The 25,405-nt window shown below is 31.7% G+C and carries 21 protein-coding genes, 1 tRNA gene and 1 pseudogene; 9 read left to right on the top strand and 14 right to left on the bottom strand.

Features of this window, described 5'->3' with window-relative positions:
* The 3 genes and pseudogenes from J2W48_RS03060 to J2W48_RS03050 form a co-directional block, all read left to right on the top strand.
* Positions 1 to 661, top strand: a 661-nt coding sequence (locus tag J2W48_RS03060; protein WP_310277877.1) for a hypothetical protein, incomplete at its 5' end; no start/stop codon positions are given.
* A gap of 19 nt (positions 662 to 680) precedes the next feature.
* Entirely contained in the window at positions 681 to 1,475 is a 795-nt protein-coding gene (locus tag J2W48_RS03055; protein WP_310277874.1) for a hypothetical protein, read from the top strand.
* Between the two features lie 144 nt (positions 1,476 to 1,619).
* A pseudogene (locus J2W48_RS03050) lies at positions 1,620 to 1,754 on the top strand (tryptophan--tRNA ligase); the annotation flags it as partial.
* Between the two features lie 425 nt (positions 1,755 to 2,179).
* Here the strand turns inward: J2W48_RS03050 and dprA are convergent.
* Positions 2,180 to 3,280 carry a DNA-processing protein DprA gene (gene dprA, locus J2W48_RS03045; protein ID WP_310277871.1) on the bottom strand — a complete coding sequence of 367 codons (1,101 nt, stop codon included), beginning with the start codon at positions 3,278 to 3,280 and terminating at the stop codon, positions 2,180 to 2,182.
* Between the two features lie 244 nt (positions 3,281 to 3,524).
* Here dprA and J2W48_RS03040 point away from each other — a divergent pair, with 244 nt between their 5' ends.
* Positions 3,525 to 4,490, top strand: a complete 966-nt coding sequence (locus J2W48_RS03040) for an HU domain-containing protein (RefSeq protein ID WP_310277868.1) — start codon at positions 3,525 to 3,527, stop codon at positions 4,488 to 4,490.
* Positions 4,491 to 4,526: 36 nt separating this feature from the next.
* On the opposite strand, the gene J2W48_RS03035 is transcribed toward J2W48_RS03040, so the two are convergent.
* From J2W48_RS03035 to J2W48_RS03005, 7 genes are all read right to left on the bottom strand, one after another.
* The gene (locus tag J2W48_RS03035; RefSeq protein WP_310277865.1) at positions 4,527 to 5,288 is read right to left on the bottom strand and encodes a hypothetical protein; all 762 of its coding nucleotides are present in this window, start codon (positions 5,286 to 5,288) and stop codon (positions 4,527 to 4,529) included.
* Positions 5,289 to 5,325: 37 nt separating this feature from the next.
* Positions 5,326 to 7,605 (bottom strand): helix-turn-helix domain-containing protein, encoded by a 2,280-nt coding sequence (locus J2W48_RS03030; protein WP_310277862.1) that lies wholly within the window; start codon positions 7,603 to 7,605, stop codon positions 5,326 to 5,328.
* Positions 7,606 to 7,707: 102 nt separating this feature from the next.
* Complete coding sequence (locus tag J2W48_RS03025) at positions 7,708 to 8,283, bottom strand: OmpH/Skp family outer membrane protein (RefSeq protein WP_310277859.1); 576 nt, start codon at positions 8,281 to 8,283, stop codon at positions 7,708 to 7,710.
* A 247-nt stretch (positions 8,284 to 8,530) separates the two neighbouring features.
* Complete coding sequence (locus tag J2W48_RS03020) at positions 8,531 to 9,379, bottom strand: class I SAM-dependent methyltransferase (RefSeq protein WP_310277855.1); 849 nt, start codon at positions 9,377 to 9,379, stop codon at positions 8,531 to 8,533.
* 156 nt (positions 9,380 to 9,535) lie between these two features.
* The gene (gene mnmG, locus J2W48_RS03015) at positions 9,536 to 11,407 is read right to left on the bottom strand and encodes a tRNA uridine-5-carboxymethylaminomethyl(34) synthesis enzyme MnmG (RefSeq protein WP_310277852.1); all 1,872 of its coding nucleotides are present in this window, start codon (positions 11,405 to 11,407) and stop codon (positions 9,536 to 9,538) included.
* Between the two features lie 380 nt (positions 11,408 to 11,787).
* Entirely contained in the window at positions 11,788 to 12,207 is a 420-nt protein-coding gene (gene ybeY, locus J2W48_RS03010; RefSeq protein WP_310277849.1) for an rRNA maturation RNase YbeY, read from the bottom strand.
* On the bottom strand, positions 12,204 to 15,584 hold the full coding sequence (locus tag J2W48_RS03005; protein WP_310277846.1) for a coiled-coil domain-containing protein: 3,381 nt from the start codon (positions 15,582 to 15,584) through the stop codon (positions 12,204 to 12,206). Before J2W48_RS03005 ends, ybeY begins: the two co-directional genes overlap by 4 nt.
* A gap of 163 nt (positions 15,585 to 15,747) precedes the next feature.
* Here J2W48_RS03005 and gltX point away from each other — a divergent pair, with 163 nt between their 5' ends.
* Both gltX and J2W48_RS02995 read left to right on the top strand, forming a co-directional pair.
* Positions 15,748 to 17,253: a glutamate--tRNA ligase gene (gltX, locus tag J2W48_RS03000; protein ID WP_310277845.1), complete on the top strand. Its 1,506-nt coding sequence runs from the start codon at positions 15,748 to 15,750 to the stop codon at positions 17,251 to 17,253.
* A gap of 160 nt (positions 17,254 to 17,413) precedes the next feature.
* Entirely contained in the window at positions 17,414 to 18,397 is a 984-nt protein-coding gene (locus J2W48_RS02995) for an SPFH domain-containing protein (RefSeq protein ID WP_310277842.1), read from the top strand.
* Between the two features lie 20 nt (positions 18,398 to 18,417).
* Here the strand turns inward: J2W48_RS02995 and J2W48_RS02990 are convergent, their stop codons facing one another.
* From J2W48_RS02990 to J2W48_RS02975, 4 genes are all read right to left on the bottom strand, one after another.
* Positions 18,418 to 18,672, bottom strand: coding sequence for a DUF6327 family protein (locus J2W48_RS02990; RefSeq protein WP_310277839.1), 255 nt, complete (start codon positions 18,670 to 18,672; stop codon positions 18,418 to 18,420).
* A 3-nt stretch (positions 18,673 to 18,675) separates the two neighbouring features.
* Positions 18,676 to 19,026, bottom strand: coding sequence for a competence protein (locus tag J2W48_RS02985; protein WP_310277836.1), 351 nt, complete (start codon positions 19,024 to 19,026; stop codon positions 18,676 to 18,678).
* A gap of 74 nt (positions 19,027 to 19,100) precedes the next feature.
* Positions 19,101 to 19,427, bottom strand: a complete 327-nt coding sequence (locus tag J2W48_RS02980; RefSeq protein ID WP_310277833.1) for a YtxH domain-containing protein — start codon at positions 19,425 to 19,427, stop codon at positions 19,101 to 19,103.
* A gap of 1,044 nt (positions 19,428 to 20,471) precedes the next feature.
* A complete protein-coding gene (locus tag J2W48_RS02975; RefSeq protein WP_310277831.1) occupies positions 20,472 to 22,589 on the bottom strand; it encodes a glutamine--tRNA ligase/YqeY domain fusion protein in 2,118 nt (705 codons plus the stop codon).
* Positions 22,590 to 22,733: 144 nt separating this feature from the next.
* On the opposite strand from J2W48_RS02975, the gene J2W48_RS02970 reads away from it, so the two are divergent.
* The 3 genes from J2W48_RS02970 to J2W48_RS02960 all read left to right on the top strand — a co-directional run bounded on the left by J2W48_RS02970 (position 22,734) and on the right by J2W48_RS02960 (position 23,560).
* Positions 22,734 to 22,937: a hypothetical protein gene (locus J2W48_RS02970; protein WP_310277828.1), complete on the top strand. Its 204-nt coding sequence runs from the start codon at positions 22,734 to 22,736 to the stop codon at positions 22,935 to 22,937.
* 99 nt (positions 22,938 to 23,036) lie between these two features.
* A complete protein-coding gene (folB, locus tag J2W48_RS02965) occupies positions 23,037 to 23,396 on the top strand; it encodes a dihydroneopterin aldolase (RefSeq protein ID WP_310277825.1) in 360 nt (119 codons plus the stop codon).
* A 93-nt stretch (positions 23,397 to 23,489) separates the two neighbouring features.
* Positions 23,490 to 23,560: transfer RNA gene (locus tag J2W48_RS02960), tRNA-Cys, on the top strand.
* A gap of 483 nt (positions 23,561 to 24,043) precedes the next feature.
* On the opposite strand, the gene J2W48_RS02955 is transcribed toward J2W48_RS02960, so the two are convergent.
* Positions 24,044 to 24,721: a LysE family translocator gene (locus tag J2W48_RS02955; protein WP_310277821.1), complete on the bottom strand. Its 678-nt coding sequence runs from the start codon at positions 24,719 to 24,721 to the stop codon at positions 24,044 to 24,046.
* Between the two features lie 14 nt (positions 24,722 to 24,735).
* On the bottom strand, positions 24,736 to 25,404 hold the full coding sequence (locus J2W48_RS02950; RefSeq protein ID WP_310277818.1) for a head GIN domain-containing protein: 669 nt from the start codon (positions 25,402 to 25,404) through the stop codon (positions 24,736 to 24,738).
* Between the last annotated feature and the right edge of the window lies 1 nt (position 25,405).

Here is a 25,405-nt window from a genome sequence, read left to right as displayed (position 1 = left end):
AATTATTGATAAACTTACAGGGAAAGCAAAATGCCTAAATGATTTATTAAATAAAAATGGAGATTCATTTGTGCAAAAGTTATTAGCTAATTTTGCAGGTAAATCTGAATTTAATATTGAAATTGTTTCTAAGGAGAAAGTAATATCAAATGAAACCAAATTAGAAATTAATGGAATAACTAATCATATAATAGGAAGTAATTTAATGACTATTGAAATAAGTATAGCAAAAGCGAATGAAAATTCTGCTCTTGAGACAGCAAGAGTTATTTTACATGAATATATACATGCTGATATGTTTAGAAAATTGAATACAATAAAAGATATAAAAAGTCAAGAAATTATTGATTTTAAATCAACTTATAATGCATATGAAAAAGAAAAAGGTCATGCTACAATGGCTACATTATATATTAATAATATGAAAGAAGCTCTGAAAGCATTTCACAAAAATGTGCTACCAGATGATTATAAAAAATATATTGATTATTATGGTGTGCCGCCAAGCGATGAATTTTATGAAGCTTTTGCATGGGGGGGTCTTAAAGATAGCAAAGTAAAACCCTGGACAGATTTATCACCAGAAAGAAAAGCAGCGATAGAAGCGCTGGCAAGCAGAGCAAAAAATTTTAGTAAAATTGTTCTTTCTTGCTCTAATTAAATCATAAAACTATTAAATTATGAAAACTCATGTTTTATTTTTTGCATTCATGCTTTTTACTATTTGTAGCTTACAGGCTCAGACAGAAAAAGACACCTTGTTTTTTAGCATAGATAAATATTACACCATCTCCCCCACTATTATTCCAAATTTTGGAAACAAAAGCTATTCTGATTGGATTGCAGCCACGAAAGAACAAATGGAACATACAAAAACCAATGGTTACATATTTTTTATAGGAAATGGCTATTTGATTAAAGATTTAAAGCCTAAAAAGATCATATCAATAAAGGATTATATCGAAAATAGAAAATTTTATCTAGAAGGAAAGTACAATAAAATTATAGATAAGCGGAAACTTAAAGATTCTTTAGTTGATAAATACACCATCTTTTTTGTGAATGGAGATGAATATATTGAACCTAGAGATTTAGAATATAATTCATACTACCCGAGACGTGATAAAAATTGGAATTTTGTTTCCAACAATATTAAAGATACTCTTTATTTTAAATTTGATAATGAATACGTATATAAACAAAAAGAATTTCCTGATGAATATTTCTTAAGAGAAGAAAGTTCAGAAGGAGGCTTTTTTTTAAAAGAAATAAAAAAGACAGTAAACTTGAAACCAGAAAAAGTACTCAATTTTAAAGATTTTATTCAATCTTCGAAAATGTATTATAAACATAATAAAATGTTTAATACTCATGAATTAGCTGAATATTTAAGTAATTATGTAGTGTTCCTATTAATAAAAGAAAACAAAGAAATTCAATATATTGAAGTATCACCTGGATATGCTATCGAGTAAATTTTATAAGTTGTCCCAAATAGTATGAAAACAGCTTTAAAAGATTTTCATAAAAAATGTACTTTTAGATGAGTATAATAAATATACCAATTATTATAGAGAGATTCCGAGTGATGCCTTTAATGAAGTACTAGCTTGGGGGTAAAAGAGAAATACAATTACTACATCAATAATCTTGAAGAAGTTGATACGCTTTTGAAAAAAGGTGCTGCAAAAGCTTCTGTTGTTGCAGATGGTGTTTTGGACAGGGTTCGAAAAATACTCGGATTTGGAATATAGCTATTTACTTCAATACTAATAAAATGCCTCTTCGAAACAAGGGGCATTTTTTATTTTAAATTTAAGTTTAAGTAAATTTTTATTTGTAATTTCATGATAATTAATAAGTTGAAAATTAAAATAGAATTTATTTCATAAAAATAATTATAACTAAAAGTAAATTGAAATGAATAAATATATTGAAGATTACGACATTCCTCCACATTTATTTCAAATACTGAATATAATTTTCGGGCTAATTCTACTATATGTCCTGTACAAATTATATCTGCATTTTAAAAGAAAACGATAAATTAGTCAGAACTAAATCATGGAATGAATGTCCATAGATTTGGTTGGCAGACTGAAAGTCTGCAAGCTTGTAACACTATTTATTAGAAACTAAAGTACATGGTTCCAGGCTATCTCTGAGACCAATAAATTAGTTAAATGGCTTCAAATAGTTTCCCTGGTAAAGGACGAATTACGCCTTTAAGTTCCATATTTAATAACATTCCGGAGATTTTACAAACTGGAAACTCGCATTGGAGTGCTATAATATCCAGTAATTCTTTTCCGTTTTTTAACAGGTAATCGTAGATTTTTTGTTCTTCAGATTCCAGCTCTACAAATAGTTGTTTCTGAACGGGTTTTGCCTTTTTTTCAATATCCCAATTGAGCATATAAACCAAATCAGCTGCACAGGTAAGCACATTTGCTTTTTGGGTTTTTATCAATTGGTTACAGCCCTGACTGTATTTGTCAGTAACGCGTCCGGGAACGGCAAACACATCACGATTGTAATCGTTGGCTAAATTGGCTGTAATAAGCGAGCCTCCCCTGTCTGCAGATTCTATAACAATAGTTGCTTCGCTCATTCCGGCAACAATACGGTTCCTGCGAACAAAGTTTTCTTTATCCGGATTGGTCGAACTCCAAAATTCTGTAATAAAGCCACCGTTATACTCCATCTTTGCCATGTACTTTTTATGTGTTTTTGGATAAATTTGGTTTAAGCCATGAGCCAAAACGCCAATAGTCTGTAAATCATTTTCCATCGCCAACTGGTGTGCCACGATATCCACTCCATAAGCAAAACCACTAACAATTATGGGATCAAGTGGTGCCAAATCTTCTATCAGTTTTTTGCAAAATTCTGTTCCGTAAGAGGTTATTTGCCGCGTACCTACAATGCTTATTATTCTTTTGTTTACTAAATTAATATTTCCGGCAGAAAAAATTAAAACAGGTGCATCTATACAATGTTTTAGCCGTTCCGGATATTTTTCTTCTTTAAAAAAAGAGGTTTCAATATTGTTTTCTTTGATAAATTCAAGTTCCTGATTGGCTTTTTCAAAAACAGTTTTGTCTTTTAAATTTTTTAGTAATATTGAGCCAACACCATCTATAGCAGCAATTTGATTAGTTTTAGTTTTAAAAATTTCTTCGGCACTGCCAAAATTTAATATTAATTTTTTAGCCATAATATCTCCAACACCTTCCACCCTGAGCAAGGCTAATAAATAAAATAAATCTTGTTCTGTCATGGCTTGTAAAATTTTATAAAGGATAATAATTTTTTAAAATCTATAATTTTATTAGATCGACAAATATATGAATTAGAAGTAAATTCTTTCAAAAAATAAATTTTAAAAATATTACATTAAAAATGGTAAAACATGAATTTTATTTAACTGGTTGAAAATTAATTGTCTATAAAAATTCATGAATTGTTAATAAAAATTGTGAATAAAATTTTGATAACTATATTGGTTGTATAACTTTGTTACTATGAAAATCGAAACTTACATCGCGCAGTTATTGTATCGTTATCAGTGTGTAACGGTACCTGGATTTGGAGCATTCCTAACCGAAATTCAGTCGGCAAAGCTTAATGAAAGCACAAATTCGTTTTTTCCGCCTAAAAAAATGATTTCTTTTAACAGCCAAATTAAAAACAACGATGGCTTGTTAGCTAACCATATTGCTCATGCAGAAAAAACATCTTATGGCTTTGCTGTCAGTGCTATTGCATTTGAAATTTTAAACTGGAAAAAAGAGCTGGAAGAAAATGGAATATTACAACTTAAAAACATTGGTGAAATTCGTTTGAATAGCGACAATAATTTTATTTTCACTCCAAACACACAAAATAATTACCTTTCTGCTTCTTTTGGGCTGAGTCCTTTTGTATCTCCTTTGGTTAAAAGAGAAATTTTCGAGAAACAAATTGAAGAAATTGGGAAGAGAGAAACTATCGAATTATATGCTGACGAAGAAAGAAAATCTTCGAATCCGTATTTAAAATATGCTGCTATTATTGTATTGTCACTTGGTATTACCGGAAGTATAGGCTATCCATTATACCAAAACCAAATTGCTAATCAAACTCTTATAGTTGAAAGTGTTGTTCAGAAAAAAGTAGAGAATAAAATTCAGGAAGCAACTTTTTTTATTAAAAACCCTTTGCCGGCTGTAACACTTTCTATAGATACGGCTAAATCTGACGGTATAGAAGAAAAAGTAATGCCCTATCACATTATTGCCGGGGCTTTCAGAAGTGAACAAAATGCAAGAAAAGCTTATAACCAGTTAATAAAAGAAGGTTATGAAGCCAGAATGTTAGGTGAAAACAAACATGGATTATTTCCTGTTTTGTACGGAAGCTATGCAACAATGGCTGAAGCAGAAAAAGCTCAAAAAGAAATACGAAAAGCAGAAAATCCGGATGCCTGGATTTTAATTCAGCCTTTATAAAACACAAAGTCCTATTCGCAATGAATAGGATTTTTTTTATTGCTTTACTATTTTAGCATTCTGGGAAAGGATTTCTTTATCATTTAAATAAATAGATAAAATAGCCGGTGGCGAATCTTTTGTGCCTAAAACAATAATATCACATTGATAAAGATAATCTCCTTTTTTAAAATCATAGTGGTGATTCCCTCCATTTCCTTCAAGAATCAATTTACCTTTAGTAATCACTAAATCAGGCTTTTCATTCATTCCTTTTTTTATAGACCAGGAAACATAACGGTAATTATTGTCACCTAAGTCATCAATTCTAATCCTGAATTTACTGGTTTCCAAAACACATTCCGGAGCTTTAAATTTTGCAATAGAGGGATGTAGTTTTGTTTTCTCTTTTGCTATAATTTTATTCTTTAAATCCTTTTCGTATTTTGATTGGTAATTAATTGAAATCAAACGTCCGTCAGTATCAAACCAAACTGTGCCCCGGTTTAGCATAATACCTCTCCAGCCCATTTCTGACCAGTCTTTTACAGGATTAGATTTACTGATTTCGCTCTTTAAGTTAACATCAAAAATTTCGTTATATCGTTTTACAAATTCAGCTTTATCTTTAATTACAGGTATAGGGTATTCTCTTTTAAACGGATATGAAATCATATTCGCAACAGCTTCCTTTTTATCATTTTTTACATTACTTATAAAAATATTAATAACCTTCTGATATTCAGGCTTTAAATCCTGACCAAAAACAAAACTGCTGCAAAAAATCAATACAATTAAAAATACATTTATCTTCTTCATCACTAATACTTTATCATTACATTAACCATAAAAATACTTAATTTATACTTGCCTTAAACATTTTTAACTCATCCCATGTAAATTCATCACCATGTTTTTCTTTTAATCCGTTTAAAGATTCTTCCTGATAAAACTCAAAAGCTTCGCGCAAAGCCAGAATTTTATCATATGGCAAAACATCCGAAATTTCGATTTTCTTAACCTGAATCAGTTTAACCAAATGCATTTCAATAGTTTGCACGGTAAGTTTTCGAATTCGCGCAATATCCTGAATCGAATTTTTCTCCAACCATAAATCGTACGTTTCTTCCACAGTTGTTTTCTTTGCCGTTTTAGGCTCGTTTTTTTCCAGTTTTTTCGATGTATATCGTACTACAGGCTCATCCAGTTTAAAAATATCCGTATTGGTCATTTTAAACTCCTCCCGTATCTTCGAAATTTTATCTGTTTTATAATTTTTAATCGCTGAAGATGTTAATTTTTCTTTGCAGATAGTTTCTCCGGAAACAACTATTTCAATTAACAATTTAGCCTTAATTAAGCGTAAAACAGCCTTGGTTTGCAGATCGTCCAGAAAAGCCAATTCTTCATAAAATTCCTTTACTTTTTTAAATTTCTGAATTTCAGCCATTTTCTGCAAAAGATCCATAACCAGTTTGTCCATTGGTTTAAAAAAATAATCGTAAGCCGCCACTACCCTTTCCTGTACAAAGAACAAATCGACTGTTTCTTTATGAAAAATTTTATTGAGCTGATGTATGAATTTTTGAGAAGGATCTGCCAGCGAATCAATTATCTCCAGTCGTTTATGTGCCCAAACTGAATGCTTAGCTTTTTCGGAGTTCGCAGCATTTTCATTGTAACTAAAACGATGATTGCGCCATTCCTGTGCTAAATCTGCCCAATTAAAACTATTAATCAGATAGTTATGAATAAAATTCTTTGTTTCAAAATGCAAAGAGTGTTTTAAAACCTCTTCAGTTGCCTTGTTCAAAGCGTAATCCATTACATCCTGATCATTCGAAATACCATTCATCTGTAGCGGAGAAAGCAAAATAAGCCCGTTTAAGGAAGTTAAACGCGATAATGCAACATATGCCTGTCCGGGTAAAAAAACCTGCGATACATCGAGCGCTGCTTTCTCAAAAGTTAAACCCTGGCTTTTGTGCACTGTAATGGCCCATGCCAATTTAAGCGGATAATGTGCAAAGGTGCCTAAAACTTCTTCCTCAATCTCTTTGGTAAGCTCATTTATTTTATAGCGAATGTTCTTCCATTCGTACTTTTCTACTTCAATCGTTTTATTTTCTTCCGGAAAATGTGCAAAAATCTCTTCTGGCGAAAGTGACTTTATGACACCCATTTTCCCGTTGAAAAATTTCTTCTCGAAACCTGCATCATTTTTAACAAACATCACCTGTGCACCTGCTTTTAAAATCAGGTTTTCTTCGACCGGGTAAATTTTTTCAGGAAAATCCCCAACAATAAACGGCTGATAGGTATATTCATTTCCAGCTAAATCCTTAATGGCCTGCTCATTAATCGAATCGGCTTTTGCATTGTGCGTAGTAAGTGTTATATAACCTTTGTTGTTTTTTAAATCGAAATCAGGCTGCACATATTGGTTCAGAACCTTAATATCCCCCGGTGTAATCTGATTATTGCGCAGGTTATTTAAAACTGAGATAAAAGCATCATCAGTCTGACGGTAAATTTTGGATAATTCAATGTACAAAGGTGGATTATGCTGAATAACATGCGAGTGAAAAAAGAATTTTCCTTTATAATAATTGCGTAAAGTTCGCCATTCTTCGTCTCTAATTACGGGAGGAAGTTGCAATAAATCGCCAATAAAAAGCACCTGAACCCCACCAAAAGCACGGGAATTTTTACGAACAGTCTGCATCATAAAATCAATGGCATCAAGTAAATCTGCACGTAACATACTGACTTCATCAATAATCAGCAATTCCATGTTTCGGATCACATTTCGCTTCACATTATTCATTTTGAAATGTCGGCGTAATGTCTCTTTATTTTCGAATTTTACTGTCTCTGTAAATTGGGAATTATCTTCAAAAGAAGGAATAAACGCTGAAAACGGCAATTGAAACATCGAATGAATCGTAACACCACCAGCATTTAAAGCAGCAATTCCTGTTGGTGCGACTACTACTGTACTTTTATGGGTCGTGGCAATAATTTCGCGCAAAAGAGTTGTCTTTCCTGTTCCGGCTTTACCAGTCAGGAAAATAGATTTTTGCGTTTGATTAATGAACTGTAAGGTGTAAGCGGCGGCTTCTGAAACGTTTTGCATTAGGCATATATTAAAAAAACTAAAAGTATCGTATTTCTATAAAATAAAAAAACCTAAATCCATAATAGATTTAGGTTTTAAAATAGTTAGTTATTTTTGTTGTTATTTTTTCACCTCTTCTTTAGTTGCGGCTTTATCATCTGATTTTGGAGAAGATTTGTATTTTTCGTTCAAAGCTTTGATAATTTCTTTTGTAATATCATATTTATCTTCAGCATACAAAACTGTTGCAGCATCACCTGTACCGTAGATGTATGAATATCCGTTTTTCTTACCGTAGTCTTTGATGAATTTTTTCACACCACTTACTAGAGAATCCATTTCAACACCGCTTTCTTGTTGCAATTGTTGCGCCAATTGTTGTTGCGCATAACCCAATTGTTGTTCTCTTTTTTGCAATTCAGCGCCTCTTTGCTGAGCCCACGCCTGACCATTAGCCTGTGCCTGACTTTGAAAATTAGCAGCGTCTTGTTTAAAACGATTTATCTCAGCTTGCAGTTGTCTTCCCTTTTCTTCTGATTGTGCTTTGTATTTTGCTTCAAGGTCTTTTGATTCAGTGTACTCTTTCATCAAAACCGAAGTATCTACGTAAGCTGTTTTTACTTCCTTTACTTCAGCTGTTTTATTACATGAAACAACTAAAACCGAAAGTGCGATAATTACTAATGCTTTTTTCATTTTCTGAATTTCTATTTTTTTTAATGTATGGATGACAAAAATATAAAAAAATAAATAGCATCAACATAAAGTTTGAAAAATGCTATAATTTTATGATATTGTTTTTATTTATGGATCAGGAAATAGTCATAAAATATCACTATTAAAACCGGCCTTTACTGCTTTTATTAGCGGTTATTTCTCAAAAAAGAAGATGTTTGTCCTGACCAGAGTCAAAAATGTGTCTTAAATGAACTTATTTTACGTTTTAGCTGTTTTTTAAAACATAAATGTGCGATGAATACTCTTTTGTTCTTGCGGCTTTTAAATTTGAGCGTAAACCGATGAAAAAGGCGCGGATGAAATTCATTTTTCCAGTTTTATATTTTTCAGACAGAAGACTCACATAAAAAGAATCAAATTTCATTGGAAGTACTTTTTCAAGTTTCATATCTACTTTTCCAAAGAGTGATTGGACGGCTTTTTTTGAGAAATGCCAAAAGTGAATTGGCACATCGTAAGCTGCCCAAAACTCCTGATAATATTTTGCATCGTAAGATTTAAAATTCGGAACCGCAATAATTAATGTTCCAGTTGGCTTTAGCAAACGCTTCAATTCCTGAATTTGTAATTCTAAATTTGGAACATGTTCTAAAACGTGCCACATGGTAATTACGTCAAAAGAATTATTTTGAAGAACGCTAATTTCATCAACGAATGAAATTCCTTTTTGAATCGCAATATTTTTTGCTCTCTTGCTTGGTTCCACTCCAACAGTTTCCCAACCGTCATTTTTGGCCGTCAATAAAAAATCTCCGGTTCCCGCACCAATGTCTAAAATTTTTCCTTTTTGAGATTGTTGGCTGTTGATCAAATTCAGTTTATTTTTCAGCGCAATATTTTTTACAAAATGATACGCTTTTTCAAATAATGAACGTTTGTTATCAGTGTGAGAAATATAATCTTCACTTTCGTAATATTTTCCTAAATTTTGCAAATCTGGCTGTGGTGAAGTAATTAGCATATCCAGATTTTCATCATAATACAATTCGAAGATTTCTTTTGAAACGGAATGGTCTTTTACAGTAAGAAAATGTTTTTTATTTAAAACGTCCATTATTTAATTTTAGTTTTTTATAGATTTGGCAAAATATACTTTTGCCATTCGTTAATAGTTTCACGTGGAACAATTTATTTTGTTTCAGGTTTTCTTTGTTTCAAGTTTCAGGTTTCACCAACATGAAACTTGAAACCTTAAACAAAATAAACTTTTTTACCTTCCCATATAAATCAACAACACCGAAATATCACTTGGAGATACGCCGCTGATTCTTGAAGCTTGCGAAATAGTTACAGGACGAATCTTGGTCAATTTTTGTTTAGCTTCTATTGACATTGATTTTATTTTATTGTAATCGAAATTCTCCGGAATTTTCACTTCTTCCAAACGAGTCAGTTTGTCAGCATTATTTCTTTCTTTTTCGATATAGCCAGAATATTTGACCTGAATCTCGGCTTGTTCCAAAATTTCCTGATCAACATCATTCGCTTCAATATATTCCTTTACTTTTTCAAATTTCATCATATCCTCCAAATCAATTTGAGGGCGAGAAAAAACTTTGAACATTTTATCGCCTTGTGTAATTGGAGCTGTTTCTTTCGATTCTAAAATCGGATTTGTTTCTGCAACCGAAACACTCGTTTCTTTAAAGAAAGCCACCATCTTTTCAGATTCATTTAATTTCTTTTCCATTCTACGTAAACGTGCTTCCGAAGCCAAACCAATTTCATGCGACATTGGTGTTAATCTAAAATCGGCATTATCCTGACGCAACAATGTTCTATACTCTGCTCTTGATGTAAACATTCGATAAGGTTCTTCAGTTCCTTTCGTAATTAAATCATCTATCAAAACTCCAATATACGCTTCATCTCGTTTTAGAATTAAAGGTGCCTTTTCATGCACTTTTAAATGCGCATTTATTCCTGCCATCAAACCTTGGGATGCAGCTTCTTCATATCCTGTTGTTCCGTTTATTTGTCCGGCAAAATACAACCCTTCAACTAACTTTGTTTCCAAAGTATGCTTTAATTGTGTTGGTGGAAAATAATCGTATTCTATTGCATAACCTGGACGAAAGAATTTCACTTTCTCAAAACCTGCAACTGAACGCAAAGCTTTAAATTGAATATCCTCCGGTAACGAAGTTGAAAATCCGTTTACATAAACCTCACAAGTATTCCAGCCTTCCGGCTCAACAAATAACTGGTGACGTTCTTTATCAGCAAATCGATTTATCTTATCTTCTATGGAAGGACAATATCTTGGTCCAAGACTTTTAATTCTTCCGTTGAACATTGGTGAACGATCAAAACCTTCTCTCAAAATATCGTGAACATCTAACGATGTATATGTCATATGACAAGATCTTTGATGTGTCAATGGAGTTGTCAAATCAGAATAAGAAAACTTATCCGGTTTTGCATCTCCCTTTTCTTCATTCATTTTAGAATAATCTAAAGAACGTCCATCAACTCTTGGTGGCGTTCCTGTTTTCATTCTACCGGATTCAAATCCTGCAGCAACCAAATCTTCAGTGATTCCAGTTGCAGCACTTTCACCTGCCCTGCCCCCTCCGAATTGTTTTTCTCCAATATGGATCAAACCATTCAAAAAAGTTCCGTTTGTCAACACAACCGACCTCGACCGAATCTCTACTCCTAACGAAGTTTTGATTCCTTTTATCTTTCCGTTCTCAATGATCAGGCCTTTTACCATCTCCTGGTAAAAGTCTAAATTTGGAGTTCCCTCCAACATCATTCTCCATTCTTCAGCAAAACGCATTCTGTCACTTTGAACTCTTGGCGACCACATTGCAGGTCCTTTTGATTTGTTCAACATCTTGAATTGAATTGCAGTTCGGTCTGAAACAATTCCAGAGTATCCTCCCAGCGCATCAATCTCACGTACAATTTGTCCTTTTGCAATTCCGCCCATCGCTGGATTGCAAGACATTTGTGCAATATTCTGCAGGCTCATAGTAACCAATAAAGTCTTGGATCCTAAATTTGCGGCAGCAGCCGCAGCTTCAGAACCAGCATGACCCGCTCCAACCACAATAACATCGTATTCTTCTAAAAACATTTGTTTTTTTATTCTCTGTAAACCTTTTAAAATAGTTCACAGAATTAATTTCTTTATTCTTTTGTTCCACGTGGAACGATTTTTTTCATTTCAGGTTTACTTGTTTCAGCTTTTTTGTTTCAAGTTTCAGGTTAAACCAAAACTAAGGTTCCACGTAGAACACCTTTAATCATTTCTAAATTTAATCTTTAAACAAAAATCTATATGTTTCACGTGAAACATAATCAAACTTAAATTCAAACTCATGTATGTTTCACGTGGAACATTTACTTATTTAAAACACAGAAAAACTGATATTTTTAATTCTTGTATGTTTCACGTGGAACACTAAAATATAATCAAGAGTCGAAACCTGAAACCTGAAACTTAAAACAAACAGTCTACTGTTCCACGTGAAACATTGTGATTTTTTCATTTTCTTTAGAACGCATTAAATCAGAATCACTCTCTGTTTTATCTTTGTATCCACAGTAATGTAATATGCCGTGAGCTAAAACACGTTTTAATTCTTCGTCAAAAGAAACATTAAAATCCTTTGCGTTGTCCTCTACCCTTTCTACAGAAATAAAAATATCACCATTTAATTCGTTTCCAATAGTATAATCAAAACTAATAATATCCGTTAAAGTGTCGTGATTAAGGTATTCAACATTAATCTTATGAAGATATTCATCATCACAAAAGATGTAATTTATCTCTCCTTCTTTTTTGCCTTCAGAAACAATAACAGCACTTAACCAATCTGTAAAAGCTTGTTCGTTGTCTAAAATAAATTTAGTTTCGTAATTAAAATTGATCATTTTGTATTAAAATATTCTTGAACCTTTTGATTAAAATTCGAGCGCAAAGGTAGTGATTGTCTGTTTAAAATCTCTACACTGTTTAAATATTCCAATAAGGACTTAGGTAATGCATTTGAACGGTTAGTAAATTCAGCTTTATTGGTTTCAGATTGACGCTTGGTATCCTGACCTTGTTCCTGGACAGCGTTGTTTAATTTTAATAATTCTTGCTGAATATTAAGTATGCGTTGCAAATTCTCATTCTTAAAACCTTTATTCAAAAGTTGTTTTTCAGAAGCTTTCATTTGTTCAATTACAGATTTTCCCTGAGCATCAAATCCTTTCTTTGCTAATTCATTTTGCAAAGCTTCACGAAGTTTAACTTGTTCTTTGTAGATTTCCATTATAGCTTCAGCATCGCCTTCCCCATCATTTCCTTCTTTACCATCATTCCCTTTATCACCAGATTGTTTTCCTCCTCCATCTTTACCCTGACCGTTTTTGCCCTGACCTTCTCTCCCTTGTCCTTGCTTTCCATCTTTTCCTTCACCGCTTTTTCCATTTTGTCCCTGACCGGGTTTATCGCCTTCTTTCATTCCTGCCTTCATCTTCTCACCCAATCCTTTTTGTTTTTGAATAATATCCGGCAACTGCATTCCTTGTCCATCACCAGGTTTTGGTTTTCCAGACCCCGGTTTAGACATAGACATTTGCATGTTGTTTAATAAATCACTTAGAAAATCGGCTAATTTATTTGCGCTTGAAGTAGCATATTGTTGATGTGAAACACCTTTAGGAACCTGAACATCTGTCAAACTTTCGATAGCTTTATCTACATTGTATTGTACGTTTCCAATTTCTTTGGTTACATCTTCAGCTACTTTTGGATTACGTAATGACAGAGCGAACAAACTATCATCAACATGTTTGAACTGTTGCTTTAAATTCTGTTGAATTTTAATATTCTTTGTATAAGCAGAAGAACCTAATTTCATCGATTTGAATTGTTTCATCACATCTTCCTGAGACAAAGAATAAGCTAAAAGATTATCCAGAACCTGACGAAGCATAGCAACATCTTCTTCTAATTGTTCCTGATCTCCGCTTTCCATACTTGAAGACATTTCCTGCGCCATACTTTTCATCTTCTTTGCAGCATTTTTTTGTTTTGGTTTAGCCGATGAAGTATTTTTTTTACCTAACTCTTCCGAAGCTTTTTGCAAATCATTCTCCAAATCTTTTTCTTTTGAAACATCAGAAGGAATATCTAAAGGAGATTTCAATGTTTTATTTTCGTTTTTTAAATCCTTTAAATCATCCTTAATCTTATCAAAAGCTTTATTGATATCATCTTGTTTCTCTTTAGTGTTTTCGTTTTCTTTATTTGACAACTTCTCTTGCTGATCTGAAAGCTTATTTAATTTTTCAGCTACTTGCCCTGCTTTCTTTTCTACATAAAAACGTTTCGTAAGTTCTACCAATTGTTCCAGATTCCGAGATTGGTTTTTACTAATTTGTTTAAATTTCTCCATCTTATCAAACAACTCTTCGCTGTTTAATTTATCATTTAAGTTCTTCAGCTCATCAAGAAGTTTTTGATTTTTCTCTAAATCTTTCTCAGCATTATCCAATCGTTTTTGTAAATCATCAGCCACCTTATCTTTCTTTTCTGATTTGAATTTATCCAAATTCTGATTCATCTTCTCAGCAAATTGCTTCATCAATTCGTCTTGTTGTTTCTGGCGTTTGATAAAATCATTGATTTTTTGTTGGTCTTTAAACTCTAAATTATCCTTTTCTTTTCCGGTATTTCGAATCTTCTCCATCTCAGAAATTTGCTTCGTTTGGTTTCTTAAAGATTTCTCAAGACTATTTATATTTTGATTTTGCTGTTGCAATTCTAAATCCTGAACTTCATCTGTTGTAGCTACACGATCTGAAAAAACAGAAGACTTTGTTCCCTTATAGCCATGAACCGCATCGTTATCAAAAACCTCAAAATAGTATTCATAAGACACTCCTTCTTCTGCTGGTAAATTACCTGGAAAGCTAAAAACGAACTGATCGAACACAGCTTGCTTCACAGGAATGTTTGTACGCTTGGCAGTATTTGGTTTATTGCGTTCGTAATACACAACTTGCAATTTTGATAAACCATAGTCATCACCTAACCTTCCTAAAACATAATTTTTATCCAGCTTCAAACTGTCTGGTGCGGGGGCTACATTGATTGTTGGATGCTGATCCTTAATGACTGATAGCTGATAATCGAGTTTTTCATAGTTTTTAACCTTATTATTTGAGGTAAGAATTTGATAATCTGTATTTTGGCTGATATTTTTAGTCAATTTAAACTCATTTTCAGCTTTATTGAACTTAAAAACAGCATTTTCATCCTTCCAAACTATTTCTTCAGTCGATTGTGTATTCATTTTCCACGTTACCAAAGTTCCTTCCGGGACAATAGCATTTCCGGTTCCCTGAATAGTTTCTGATTTCTTTTTTAGATAAGATGGAAAATTCAATACCATTTCGAAGTTGGCAATTGACGGAACTGTGATTACCTTCAATTCATATTCTTCAGAAGAAACCGAATTTCCTTCAAAAGAAAATTCAACATTTGAAACCGGTTTTTCAATTTTGAATTCAAACTTTCCTGGCTGTGATGATTCCATGAAATAACTTTCATTACCAATATGAATCATTACATTTTCAGGAACTATATTTCCAACAGATTCCATCTTGATAACGAAATCCTTATTTTGTTCTGTTTGTAAATTCGGATTCAGTACCACAAATTTGAAAGGTGCCGGTGGTAAAAATGTAGCATTGAAGTGCACTACTCTATTTAAACTTTGAGAAATTATAGTACTGTTTCCAGAAATATAAAACACCGCAAAAAGCAAAATTGGAACTAAAGCTAATGGTAAATACTTTCTATTCGAATTGAAGTTAATTGCATTCCCAAACGGAATTGGTTGCAACGAATTTGCTTTTTGTTCAATCGATGCTAACATTAATTCAGAACTTTCAGCGGAATTATCAGAAACAGACAACTGCAAAAAATTGGTTAGTTTATCACTTACTTCTGAAAAATGATTTCCAATAATAGCTGAAGCCTGATTATAATCGATTCCTTTTTGAAGTTTGAACAACTTAAAAACAGGAAACAAAATGAATCGGAACAAAAGAAAAACTTCTACTCCTATAAATAGCCAAAATAAAAGCGTTCTTCCGACAGGTTTCAGCCAAAGAAAATACTCAATAAATAACGTAAATAAAAAGTACAGCAATCCAAAACCAATAAAAAGAAGCCCTCCTTTTATCAATTCGTTCATGTAATATTTCTTTATAAATCCTTCTAACTTTAGGTATATTGCAGATGTTGTTTTCAAAGTGAATCTGTTTTGATTATAACCTATAAAAGTAGTAATTATAATAATAAGTTTGAAAGTCAAAAGTCGAAAGTCAAAAGTTACCTGTCTAACGTAAAACCTTTCAGACTTTCGACTTTTGGCTTTTGACTAATATTGTATCTTTGCATCAAAATTTAAACAAATGTCAAAGCAAGTTCGTGTGCGTTTTGCACCAAGTCCAACAGGAGCATTACATATTGGCGGAGTTCGTACTGCCCTATTTAATTATTTATTTGCCAAAAAAAACAATGGTGTTTTTTATTTAAGAATTGAAGATACTGATCAAACGCGTTTTGTTCCTGGTGCCGAAGCCTATATCATGGAAGCATTAGAATGGTTAGGAATTGCTCCCGGTGAAACCGTTGGTAAAAATGAAAAATTTGGTCCCTACAAACAAAGTGAACGTAAAGAATTATATAAACAATATGCCGATCAATTGATCAATTCGGGTTGGGCGTATTATGCATTTGATACTCCGGAAGCTTTAGATGCACATAGAAAACAACACGAAGCTGAAGGAAAAACATTTATTTACAACCACCATAATCGTGAAAAGTTAGATACATCTTTAGTAATTTCTGCCGAAGAAGTTGCTAAAAGAATTGCTAATGGAGAACATTATGTGATCCGTTTTAAAACTCCGGTTGATGAAACTTTACATTTAAAAGACATTATTCGTGGCGATGTTAAGTTCGAAACAAATCTTCTTGACGATAAAGTATTGTTTAAAAGTGACGGAATGCCAACCTACCATTTGGCCAATATTGTTGATGATCACTTGATGGAAACTTCACATGTAATTCGTGGGGAAGAATGGTTACCATCAATGCCGCTTCACGTTTTATTGTACAGAGCTTTTGATTGGGATGCACCTGAATTTGCACACTTACCTTTGATTTTGAAACCTGTTGGAAACGGAAAATTATCTAAAAGAGATGGAGACAAATTAGGTTTTCCAGTGTTTCCGTTAGAATGGAAAACCGAAGACGGAATTTCTTCTGGCTACAGAGAGAAAGGATTTTTCCCGGAAGCAGTTATAAATTTCCTTGCTTTATTAGGTTGGAATGACGGAACTGATAAAGAATTGTTTTCATTAGAAGAATTGGTTGAGTCTTTTGACTTAAACAGAGTTCATAAATCGGGAGCAAAATTCGATCCAGAGAAAAACAAATGGTTCAACCACCAATATCTAATCAGACAAAATAATGTTGATTTAGCGAAAGACTTCACTCCTATTTTAGTTGAAAAAGGTGTTGATGTTTCTAAATATGATGTTGCAAGAATTGTTTCCCTTATTAAAGAAAGAGCTCATTTTGTTTCTGAATTTTGGGACTTGACTGATTTCTTTTTCCAGGCTCCAACAGCTTATGATGAAAAAGCAAGTAAAAACTGGAAGGGAGAAACACCAACTTTAATGCAGGAACTAATTTCGGTTTTAGAAAATATTGAAGATTTTAGTTCTGCAAATATTGAAGCTATCGTAAAAGATTGGTTAACAAAAAACGAAATTGGAATGGGGAAAATTATGCAGCCATTTCGATTGAGTTTGGTTGGAGCCTTGAAAGGTCCTCACCTATTTGACATTGTAGAAATCATCGGGAAAGAAGAAACTATTTCGAGAATTCAGAAAGCAATTGCAACTTTATAATTTTGTCATTAAAAGAATAAGTAAATAAATATTTAATTCTAATTAAACGCTAACAAACATTCATAAAATGTTTTTAGCGTTTTTTTTGTTTTTAAAAATTTAAGTAAGAATAAATTTCGTAATTTGACAGTTCATTAAAAAAACTTAAATTAATATCGTTATGAGTACAACATTAATTATCTTATTAGTATTGGCATTCTTTATTTTCATGTCCTCTTTCTTTACCGTAAAACAACAAAGTTCAGTTGTTATTGAAAGATTTGGAAAGTTTCAGAGTGTTAGAAATTCGGGATTGCAATTAAAAATTCCATTAGTAGACCGATTGGCCGGACGCGTAAATCTAAAAATTCAACAGTTAGATGTTATCATCGAAACTAAAACCAAAGACAACGTTTTTATTAAAATGAAAGTTTCTGTTCAGTTTAAAGTTATTCAGGAAAGTGTGTATGAAGCTTTTTATAAACTAGAATATCCACATGATCAAATTACATCATACGTATTTGATGTTGTTCGTGCAGAAGTTCCTAAACTAAAATTAGATGATGTTTTTGAAAGGAAAGATGATATTGCAGTTGCAGTTAAACGAGAGTTAAACGAAGCAATGTCAACCTACGGATACGATATAATCAATACTTTGGTAACGGATATTGACCCGGATATTCAGGTAAAAAATGCCATGAACAGGATCAACGCTGCAGACAGAGAAAAGACAGCTGCCGAATTTGAAGCTGAAAGTTCAAGAATCAGGATCGTTGCAAAAGCAAAAGCTGAAGCTGAAAGCAAACGTTTACAAGGTCAGGGAATCGCAGATCAACGTCGCGAAATTGCAAGAGGTTTAGTAGAAAGTGTTGAAGTTTTAAACAATGTTGGAATCAATTCTCAGGAAGCTTCTGCCCTTATTGTAGTTACACAACATTATGATACACTACAGGCAATTGGAGCTGATGCCAATTCAAGCTTAATATTGTTACCAAATTCTCCACAAGCCGGAAGTGATATGCTGAATAATATGGTAGCATCATTTTCTGCATCCAATCAGGTTGGGGAAATGATGAAGAAAAATAATAAAAAAATTGAGAAACCAAAGAAAATTGAACCTCTCCAATCTGGTTATGAAGATGACATTCAACCCGAAACAAAATAATAACAAAAAACTAAAGAGGCTTAATTGCCTCTTTTTTTATTTACAAACCAACCAATTATATACGGTAAAACAGATTGCAAAATCTTAGGATAATGGTTAGAAAAATAATCTTTATAAGAAGAAAAGAATCCGTTTATTACTTTTTCAGGTGTGATGCTTTCTTTTGTTTTTTGAAAACTTAAAACTAATTTTTGATAATTAATCTCTTTCTCCAATTTTAGAATTTCCAAATCCCTTTCGATTTCTGCATATGATGAGTATTTTTTTTGTTCCATAAATTAGTCGTTAAAAAATATATCTGAAAATTTCTCTAAAATAGGACCTTCGACAAACTTGTCTTTTACAAAGAAAAGTAAAATTGTGAGGACAAAATAGATCCCTCCTACTGTCAAAAATCCTAGTGCGTTACTTTCAAAAAAAGAACCAAAAGCATAAGCAGCAGCAAAAGACCCAAAAAACAAAACCATACTAAAACACAATAAAATCAAGGCAAACTTAAAAATTAGAGTTGTCGATTTCATGGCAACTTTAAAACCCCAAAGTTTATAATATGCTAAATGACTGTCAAAATAAACTTTAGCTTGTTCCTGAATATTTTCAGTATTTTCTTTTAATTCTTCAAAAGCCATAATTGTGATTTAATTTTAAAAAAGAAGCACAAAATTACTTATTAATAAGTGCTTTTGTGCTTTTTGGTTTGATATTACTTCTGAAGTTTAGCGTTCTGTGCTTTTAAATCAGCTAGTTTAGATTCTAAAAATGTAATAACTTCTTCAGTTTTATGACTCACATTCGAAAGTAGTTCATCAAAAGTTCCATCAATATTTTGTGTGGCATTCGCGAATTTTTCACGAAGAACTTCAGAACCTGCTACTAAAGAATCTTTTAAATTATGAGCAGTATCACCTAAATTTTCTTTAAGTTTTGCTCTTGTATTAGAACCTTTGTCCGGAGCTAATAAAATTCCTATTGCTGCACCCACGGCAGCACCAGCTAAAATCGCTGCAATTGTATTTGAATTATTTGACATAATAGTAAAATTTAAAATGATTAATAAAGATACTCTTTTCTAATATGATAAAATACTGATTAAAAGTAATTACATAAAATTAACCTCCAACTCATCACCATTGTGTTTTGTTATTTGATGAGTTGGAGAAATTGTGATGTTGCTAAATAAAATAGCTAGCGTAAAAAAATCATGAGATTAAAATTTAAAGATTAAAAAATTTCTTAGTTCAAAATCAAAATTTTAATAATCATAAAACCAATTTCATTAAATTATGAAATTATGAAATGAAAATACTTTTACGCCAGAAGTATTATCAAACAAAAACCATAATTAAAAATTGACCATAAAACCAATTTTCAGAATTCAGACTTGAAATAAATTCTAAAACCAAAAATACATTTTTGAATTTTAGAAAAACTCAGATTCGATTCTTAAAGTGCCAATTTTAAAATTATACTATTTCATATTTGACCTTTCGATAAAAATAGCAACTTTATAAACAATTGTATGTTAATAACCCGTTAAACTAAGAAAAATAACAACTAAAATTAAAATAAAGCCTGTTATTAAACAATAATTCAATAAATGAGTATACTATTAAAACAAATAAAAACGAGCCTTAAATTAAATTTATGAAGGTTGATTTTGCTTTAAAAAATCTATGATTATTAAAAATAATATAGATTTTTTAAATAATTATAAATAACAATTAAAAAATAATTTTTAATAAATAAAATTTATATAATTAATTTTTATTCAATTATTGAAAGTGAAACTTTTTATTGGTTATTAAAATTGATTAAAAACCAATGTTATAAACAATTCAATGTTAATAAGCTTTAAAGAGGGACAAACCGAAGGCTAAAATTAAAATAAGGTATATAATTTTAATGTTTTTTAAAAAGATGAATTATCTCTCGGAACAAGTAAAAAAATGGCTTAAAATCAATTTATGAAGGTTGTTTTTAATAAAAAATAATTATAGAAATTAAATATTTAATAGAAAAAATAAATAATAAAAAAAGCGCTTATAAAAAGCGCTTTTAATAGATAATATTGATGTTATTTTTTAACCATTTCCTGAAGAATTTCAATTTCGCGTTCCGAAGCACTTTTCGGTGGATTTGAATATAACTTTAAAATATCATCTTTAAACTGATTTTTTAAATTTTCTTTTTCAATATCTCTTAAATTCAAAAGTGCTTTTGATCTAACATAAGTCGATTCACTTCTAAGAGACATCGTGTATAATTTTTTAATATCATCTTCTTCAAAATCAGAAGATTTCCAATTTGAATATTTCAAAATAAATTGAGCAAATAATAATGAACCTTTATTATTGTTGATGTTCTTTTTTAATGAATTTTGCAACAATGAAAAACTAGAAATAGTTGCGATGCTCTCCCCTATTGCACTTTCAATTGCAATACGTTCAGGTTTACTTTCAACTTTAAAATATTTATTGATTTCTTTTAAAGAATTATTGATACTATTTTCTTCTTTTTTACCTTTTTCTTCCCAGGCATCTTTTAATCCAACAGTTTTGTTAAAGACTAATTTTGAAGGAGTTGAATCTTTATCAACAGTAAAATAACCCAAACGCTGAAACTGAAATTTATCTTCATTTTGAGCCGTTGATAAACTTGGTTCTACAAATCCTTTTATAATTTCAAGCGAATAAGGATTCACAAAATCAAGGAAATTTTTCTCTTTGTAACTGTCAGGGGCCTCATCTGTAAACAAACGATCGTACAAACGAACTTCAGCTTCAACTGCATGTTGAATAGAAACCCAATGTAAAGTTCCAGATACTTTTCGCTGACTTGCTTCAGTACCACTTCCACTCAAAGAATCTGTATCATAAGTTACATGAATCTCAGTGATATTTCCGTCAGAATCTTTTATAACACTTTCTCCTTTAATGATATAGGCATTTTTAAGACGTACTTCTTTTCCTAAAGTCAAACGGAAAAACTTGGCCGGAGCTTCTTCTAAAAAGTCTTCTCTTTCAATGTATAATTCACGGGAAAAAGGTACTTTTCTAAAACCTGCATTCTCATCTTCCTGATTATTTTCGGCTTCCAACCACTCCTCTTTTCCTTCCGGATAATTAGTAATTACCAATTTCACAGGATCTAAAACTGCCATTACACGAGGTGCAATTTTGTTTAAATCTTCCCGAATACAGAATTCTAAAACCGATACATTTATTAAATTATCACGCTTTGCAATTCCAATTGTATTAGCAAAATTACGTAATGAAGCAGCTGTATAACCACGTCTTCTTAATCCTGAAATAGTTGACATTCTGGGATCATCCCAACCGTTAACATGCTTTTCCTTAACTAGTTGCTGTAATTTTCTTTTACTAACAACAGTATGTGAAAGGTTACGTCTTGCAAATTCTCTTTGCTTTGGACGAATCTGATTTTCATCAATAATCTGATCTAAAAACCAATCGTATAATTCACGGTGAGGCAAAAATTCAAGCGTACAAAATGAGTGTGAAATAGCTTCTAAATAATCACTTTGTCCGTGTGCCCAATCGTACATTGGATAAATTTTCCAGGTATCTCCGGTTCTGTGATGATGCTTGTGTAAAATCCTGTACATGATTGGATCACGCATCAGCATATTGGTAGATTTCATGTCTATTTTGGCACGAAGAATATGAGTTCCTGCCTCAAATTCACCATTTTTCATTCTCTCAAACAACTCTAAATTTTCTTCAACAGAACGATTTCTGTACGGACTATCAGTTCCAACAGTCGATGGAGTTCCTTTTTGAATTGCCATATCTTCAGAAGACTGGCTGTCAACATAGGCTTTATCCTTCTTAATTAATAAAACGGCCCAATCGTATAATTGTTGGAAATAATCAGAAGCATAACGCTCTTCAGCCCAGGTATATCCTAACCATTCAACATCTTTTTTAATAGCATCCACAAATTCCTGTTCTTCTTTTTCAGGATTGGTATCATCAAATCTTAAATTAACAGGAGATTGATAATCAATACCTAATCCGAAATTTAACGCAATAGAACTTGCATGTCCAATATGTAAATAACCATTTGGTTCTGGTGGAAAACGAAAATGAAGTTTGCTTTTTGAAAGACCTGATTTCAAATCTTCTTCTATGATTTGTTCAATAAAATTGAGTGATTTCTCTTCTGATGCCATTATTTATAGTAATTTTAGCAAAGATAAAAAAGTTTACAGTTTTCGGTTTACAGTTTACAGTTTTCTTTAGAAACTTCTCAGTAAACCTGAAACTTACAACTTGAAACTAATTTTATTAGTATTTTTGTATAAATATTGAAAGTTATGAGACAATTAACTGTTACAATTCCAGACGATTTTTACGAAACTTTTATTGGTTTTTTCAAACATGTTCCAGATGTTTCTAAAGACGAAAATACTGCGAATGAGATTCCGCTATGGCAGCAAGAAATGGTTTTAGAACGCATCAAAAACGCTAAACCAGAAGATTATATTACTTATTTATTAGCCACAAATTACACAAATTAATTAGCGCTAATTTGTGGTTAAAATATTTTTAGAAGCTAAAGCTAAATACACTAAAGTGCATAGTTTTAAACTACTTCTGAGATCAATAAAATTATAAAAATGGGAGTTATAAAACTTAAAAACATTCGAACTTTTTCGTACCACGGATGTTTAATCGAAGAAGGAAAAATTGGATCTGATTACACTGTCGATCTAAAAATTAAAACTAACTTACAACAATCAGCAGAATCTGATCATCTTGCTGATACAGTTGATTATGTACATTTGAACAAAATTGTTACTGAAGAAATGGCTATTCGTTCACATTTATTAGAACATGTGGCAAAAAGAATCAATATTCGTGTATTGACTGAAATTGAAATGATTGAAAAAACAACGGTTTGGGTTTCTAAAATAAATCCGCCTATTGGTGGTGATGTTGAATCAGTTACTATAAAAATGACTGAGATTAGAAAGTGATTTTTTAATCTAAAAAACTTAATTTTTAAAATACTTCATTTTAAACTTTCGAATTTTAAAGATTTTAGTTACTTTTGCCATCCGTTCAACTACGGCGTCGTGGCCGAGCGGCTAGGCTGGGCTCTGCAAAAGCTCCTACTCCGGTTCGAATCCGGACGATGCCTCTAAAACCTTCAAGGAAACTTGGAGGTTTTTTTATACTTAATTTTTAGAAAAAATTACATAAAGATATGTTCGAATCCGGATGATACTTCTAAAACCTCTAAATTGCTTTAGAGATTTTTTATGCATGCTATTTTCCACAATCTTGTTATTTCGACGGAGGAGAAATCGCACCAGGAATTCCGCAAAGAAAATTGCCAATCTTTGTAGAGTTACATGTATGATTTATCCCTTCGGTCGAAATGACAAACTTTATGTAACTACCTATTCTTTTGATTCTTCTTTCCTCAGAATCTCTGCAAGTAACTCTACAAAAATTGATAAAATTTATAGAAAACTGTTGCGAAGATTCCTCCTTTCTCAGAATGATAAACTGTATTAAATACTGGATATAATTGCTTCGTTCCTCACAATCACAACAACACTTATAAACAAAAAACCTCTGAAATTCAGAGGTTTGATATATATTTTGAGTTATAAATAAACTATTTTTCAATCTTTTCAAAAGCATTCTTAACCATTGCTTTTTCTTTTGGAAACCAACCCTGAATCATTAGAACAATTCCAAAAACCATTAAAACAATACTGATTCCTTTCTTTATTTTTAAAATATTAATTGGTGTCATTTTAGATTTTAATTGTTTAGCTAATAGTATTTTAAGACTATCTACTACTAAATAAGTGATAATTACAGAAGTAAAAAAAGTAATCATTCGTGAATTTTGCATTCCCAGTTTTGGTCCAACAGAAATGATAACGGCTAACCAAAAACCTAATACTCCAATATTAATAACATTCAGTAAAAAACCTTTTATAAACAAGCTTCCATAGTTTCTTTTAATGATATCACGATCTATTTCTTCATCATTAATTTTTTCTCCCTGCTTTAATCTTACAAATGAAATTATTCCATAAGCCAGCATAATTATTCCTCCAAAAATAAACAATGCAGGTTTATCTTTTAAACTCTGAATTAACCTGTAACTACCCAAATAAGCAATACCTATAAAAAAAATATCACCTAATACTACACCCAGATCAAAAACAATTGCGGCTCTGAATCCTTTTGTAATACTGGTTTCTAATAATATAAAAAATACCGGACCTACCATAAAGCTTAAAAAAATTCCCCATGGTAGTCCAGCTAAAATATCATTTATCATTCAAATTCAATTTGTTATTTTACTTCTTCAATTTTTCCTCCAAAAACTGTTTTTTGATTAATTTGTTTCGGTTTTCCGTAAATATAAATAGAACCTCCTGCGCTTACTTTTGCTTCAACAAGTGTAGAAGCATTTACATCTGCTTTTCCTCCCGCAGAAACACTTACATTGGTTTGTGCAGTGTTTAATTTGCTTGCTAAAAGATATCCACCAGCTCCTAATTTTGCATTCTGGTTGGAAGCTTTACCTGTTAAAGTAATTTCTCCACCTGATACAGAACTTACATTCAGTTTTTCTACATCAACATCTGCGTTGATTTTACCACCTTCTTGTGCACTGACTTTGAAAGAGGTTGCTTTGATAGTTTCTTTGCTGGAAACAATAGCGCCTTCATTAACATCAATAAGTTCTATATGTTTGTAATATAAAGTAATATCCAAATCATCACCTGATAATAATTTAGGAAAAGGCATTCTTAATTTTAATAAACCAGACTTATTAACCACTTCAACTTCTGATTCTCTAGCACCTTTTATAACAATCTTATTTTCAGATGACTGAACTAATTTTACACTTAACTTATCAAATACTTTAACTGAATCAAAATCTCCTAATTCTTTGGTAACCTGGCTAAAAGATAATTGTGCAACTAATATTGCAACGCCTATAATTAATTTTTTCATT

Origin of the sequence: Flavobacterium piscis (assembly GCF_031457575.1) — a bacterium.
Taxonomy (GTDB): Bacteria; Bacteroidota; Bacteroidia; order Flavobacteriales; family Flavobacteriaceae; genus Flavobacterium; species Flavobacterium piscis_A.
The sequence above is the reverse complement of the archived record's forward strand: the minus strand, read 5'-3'. Positions and strand labels throughout refer to the sequence as shown.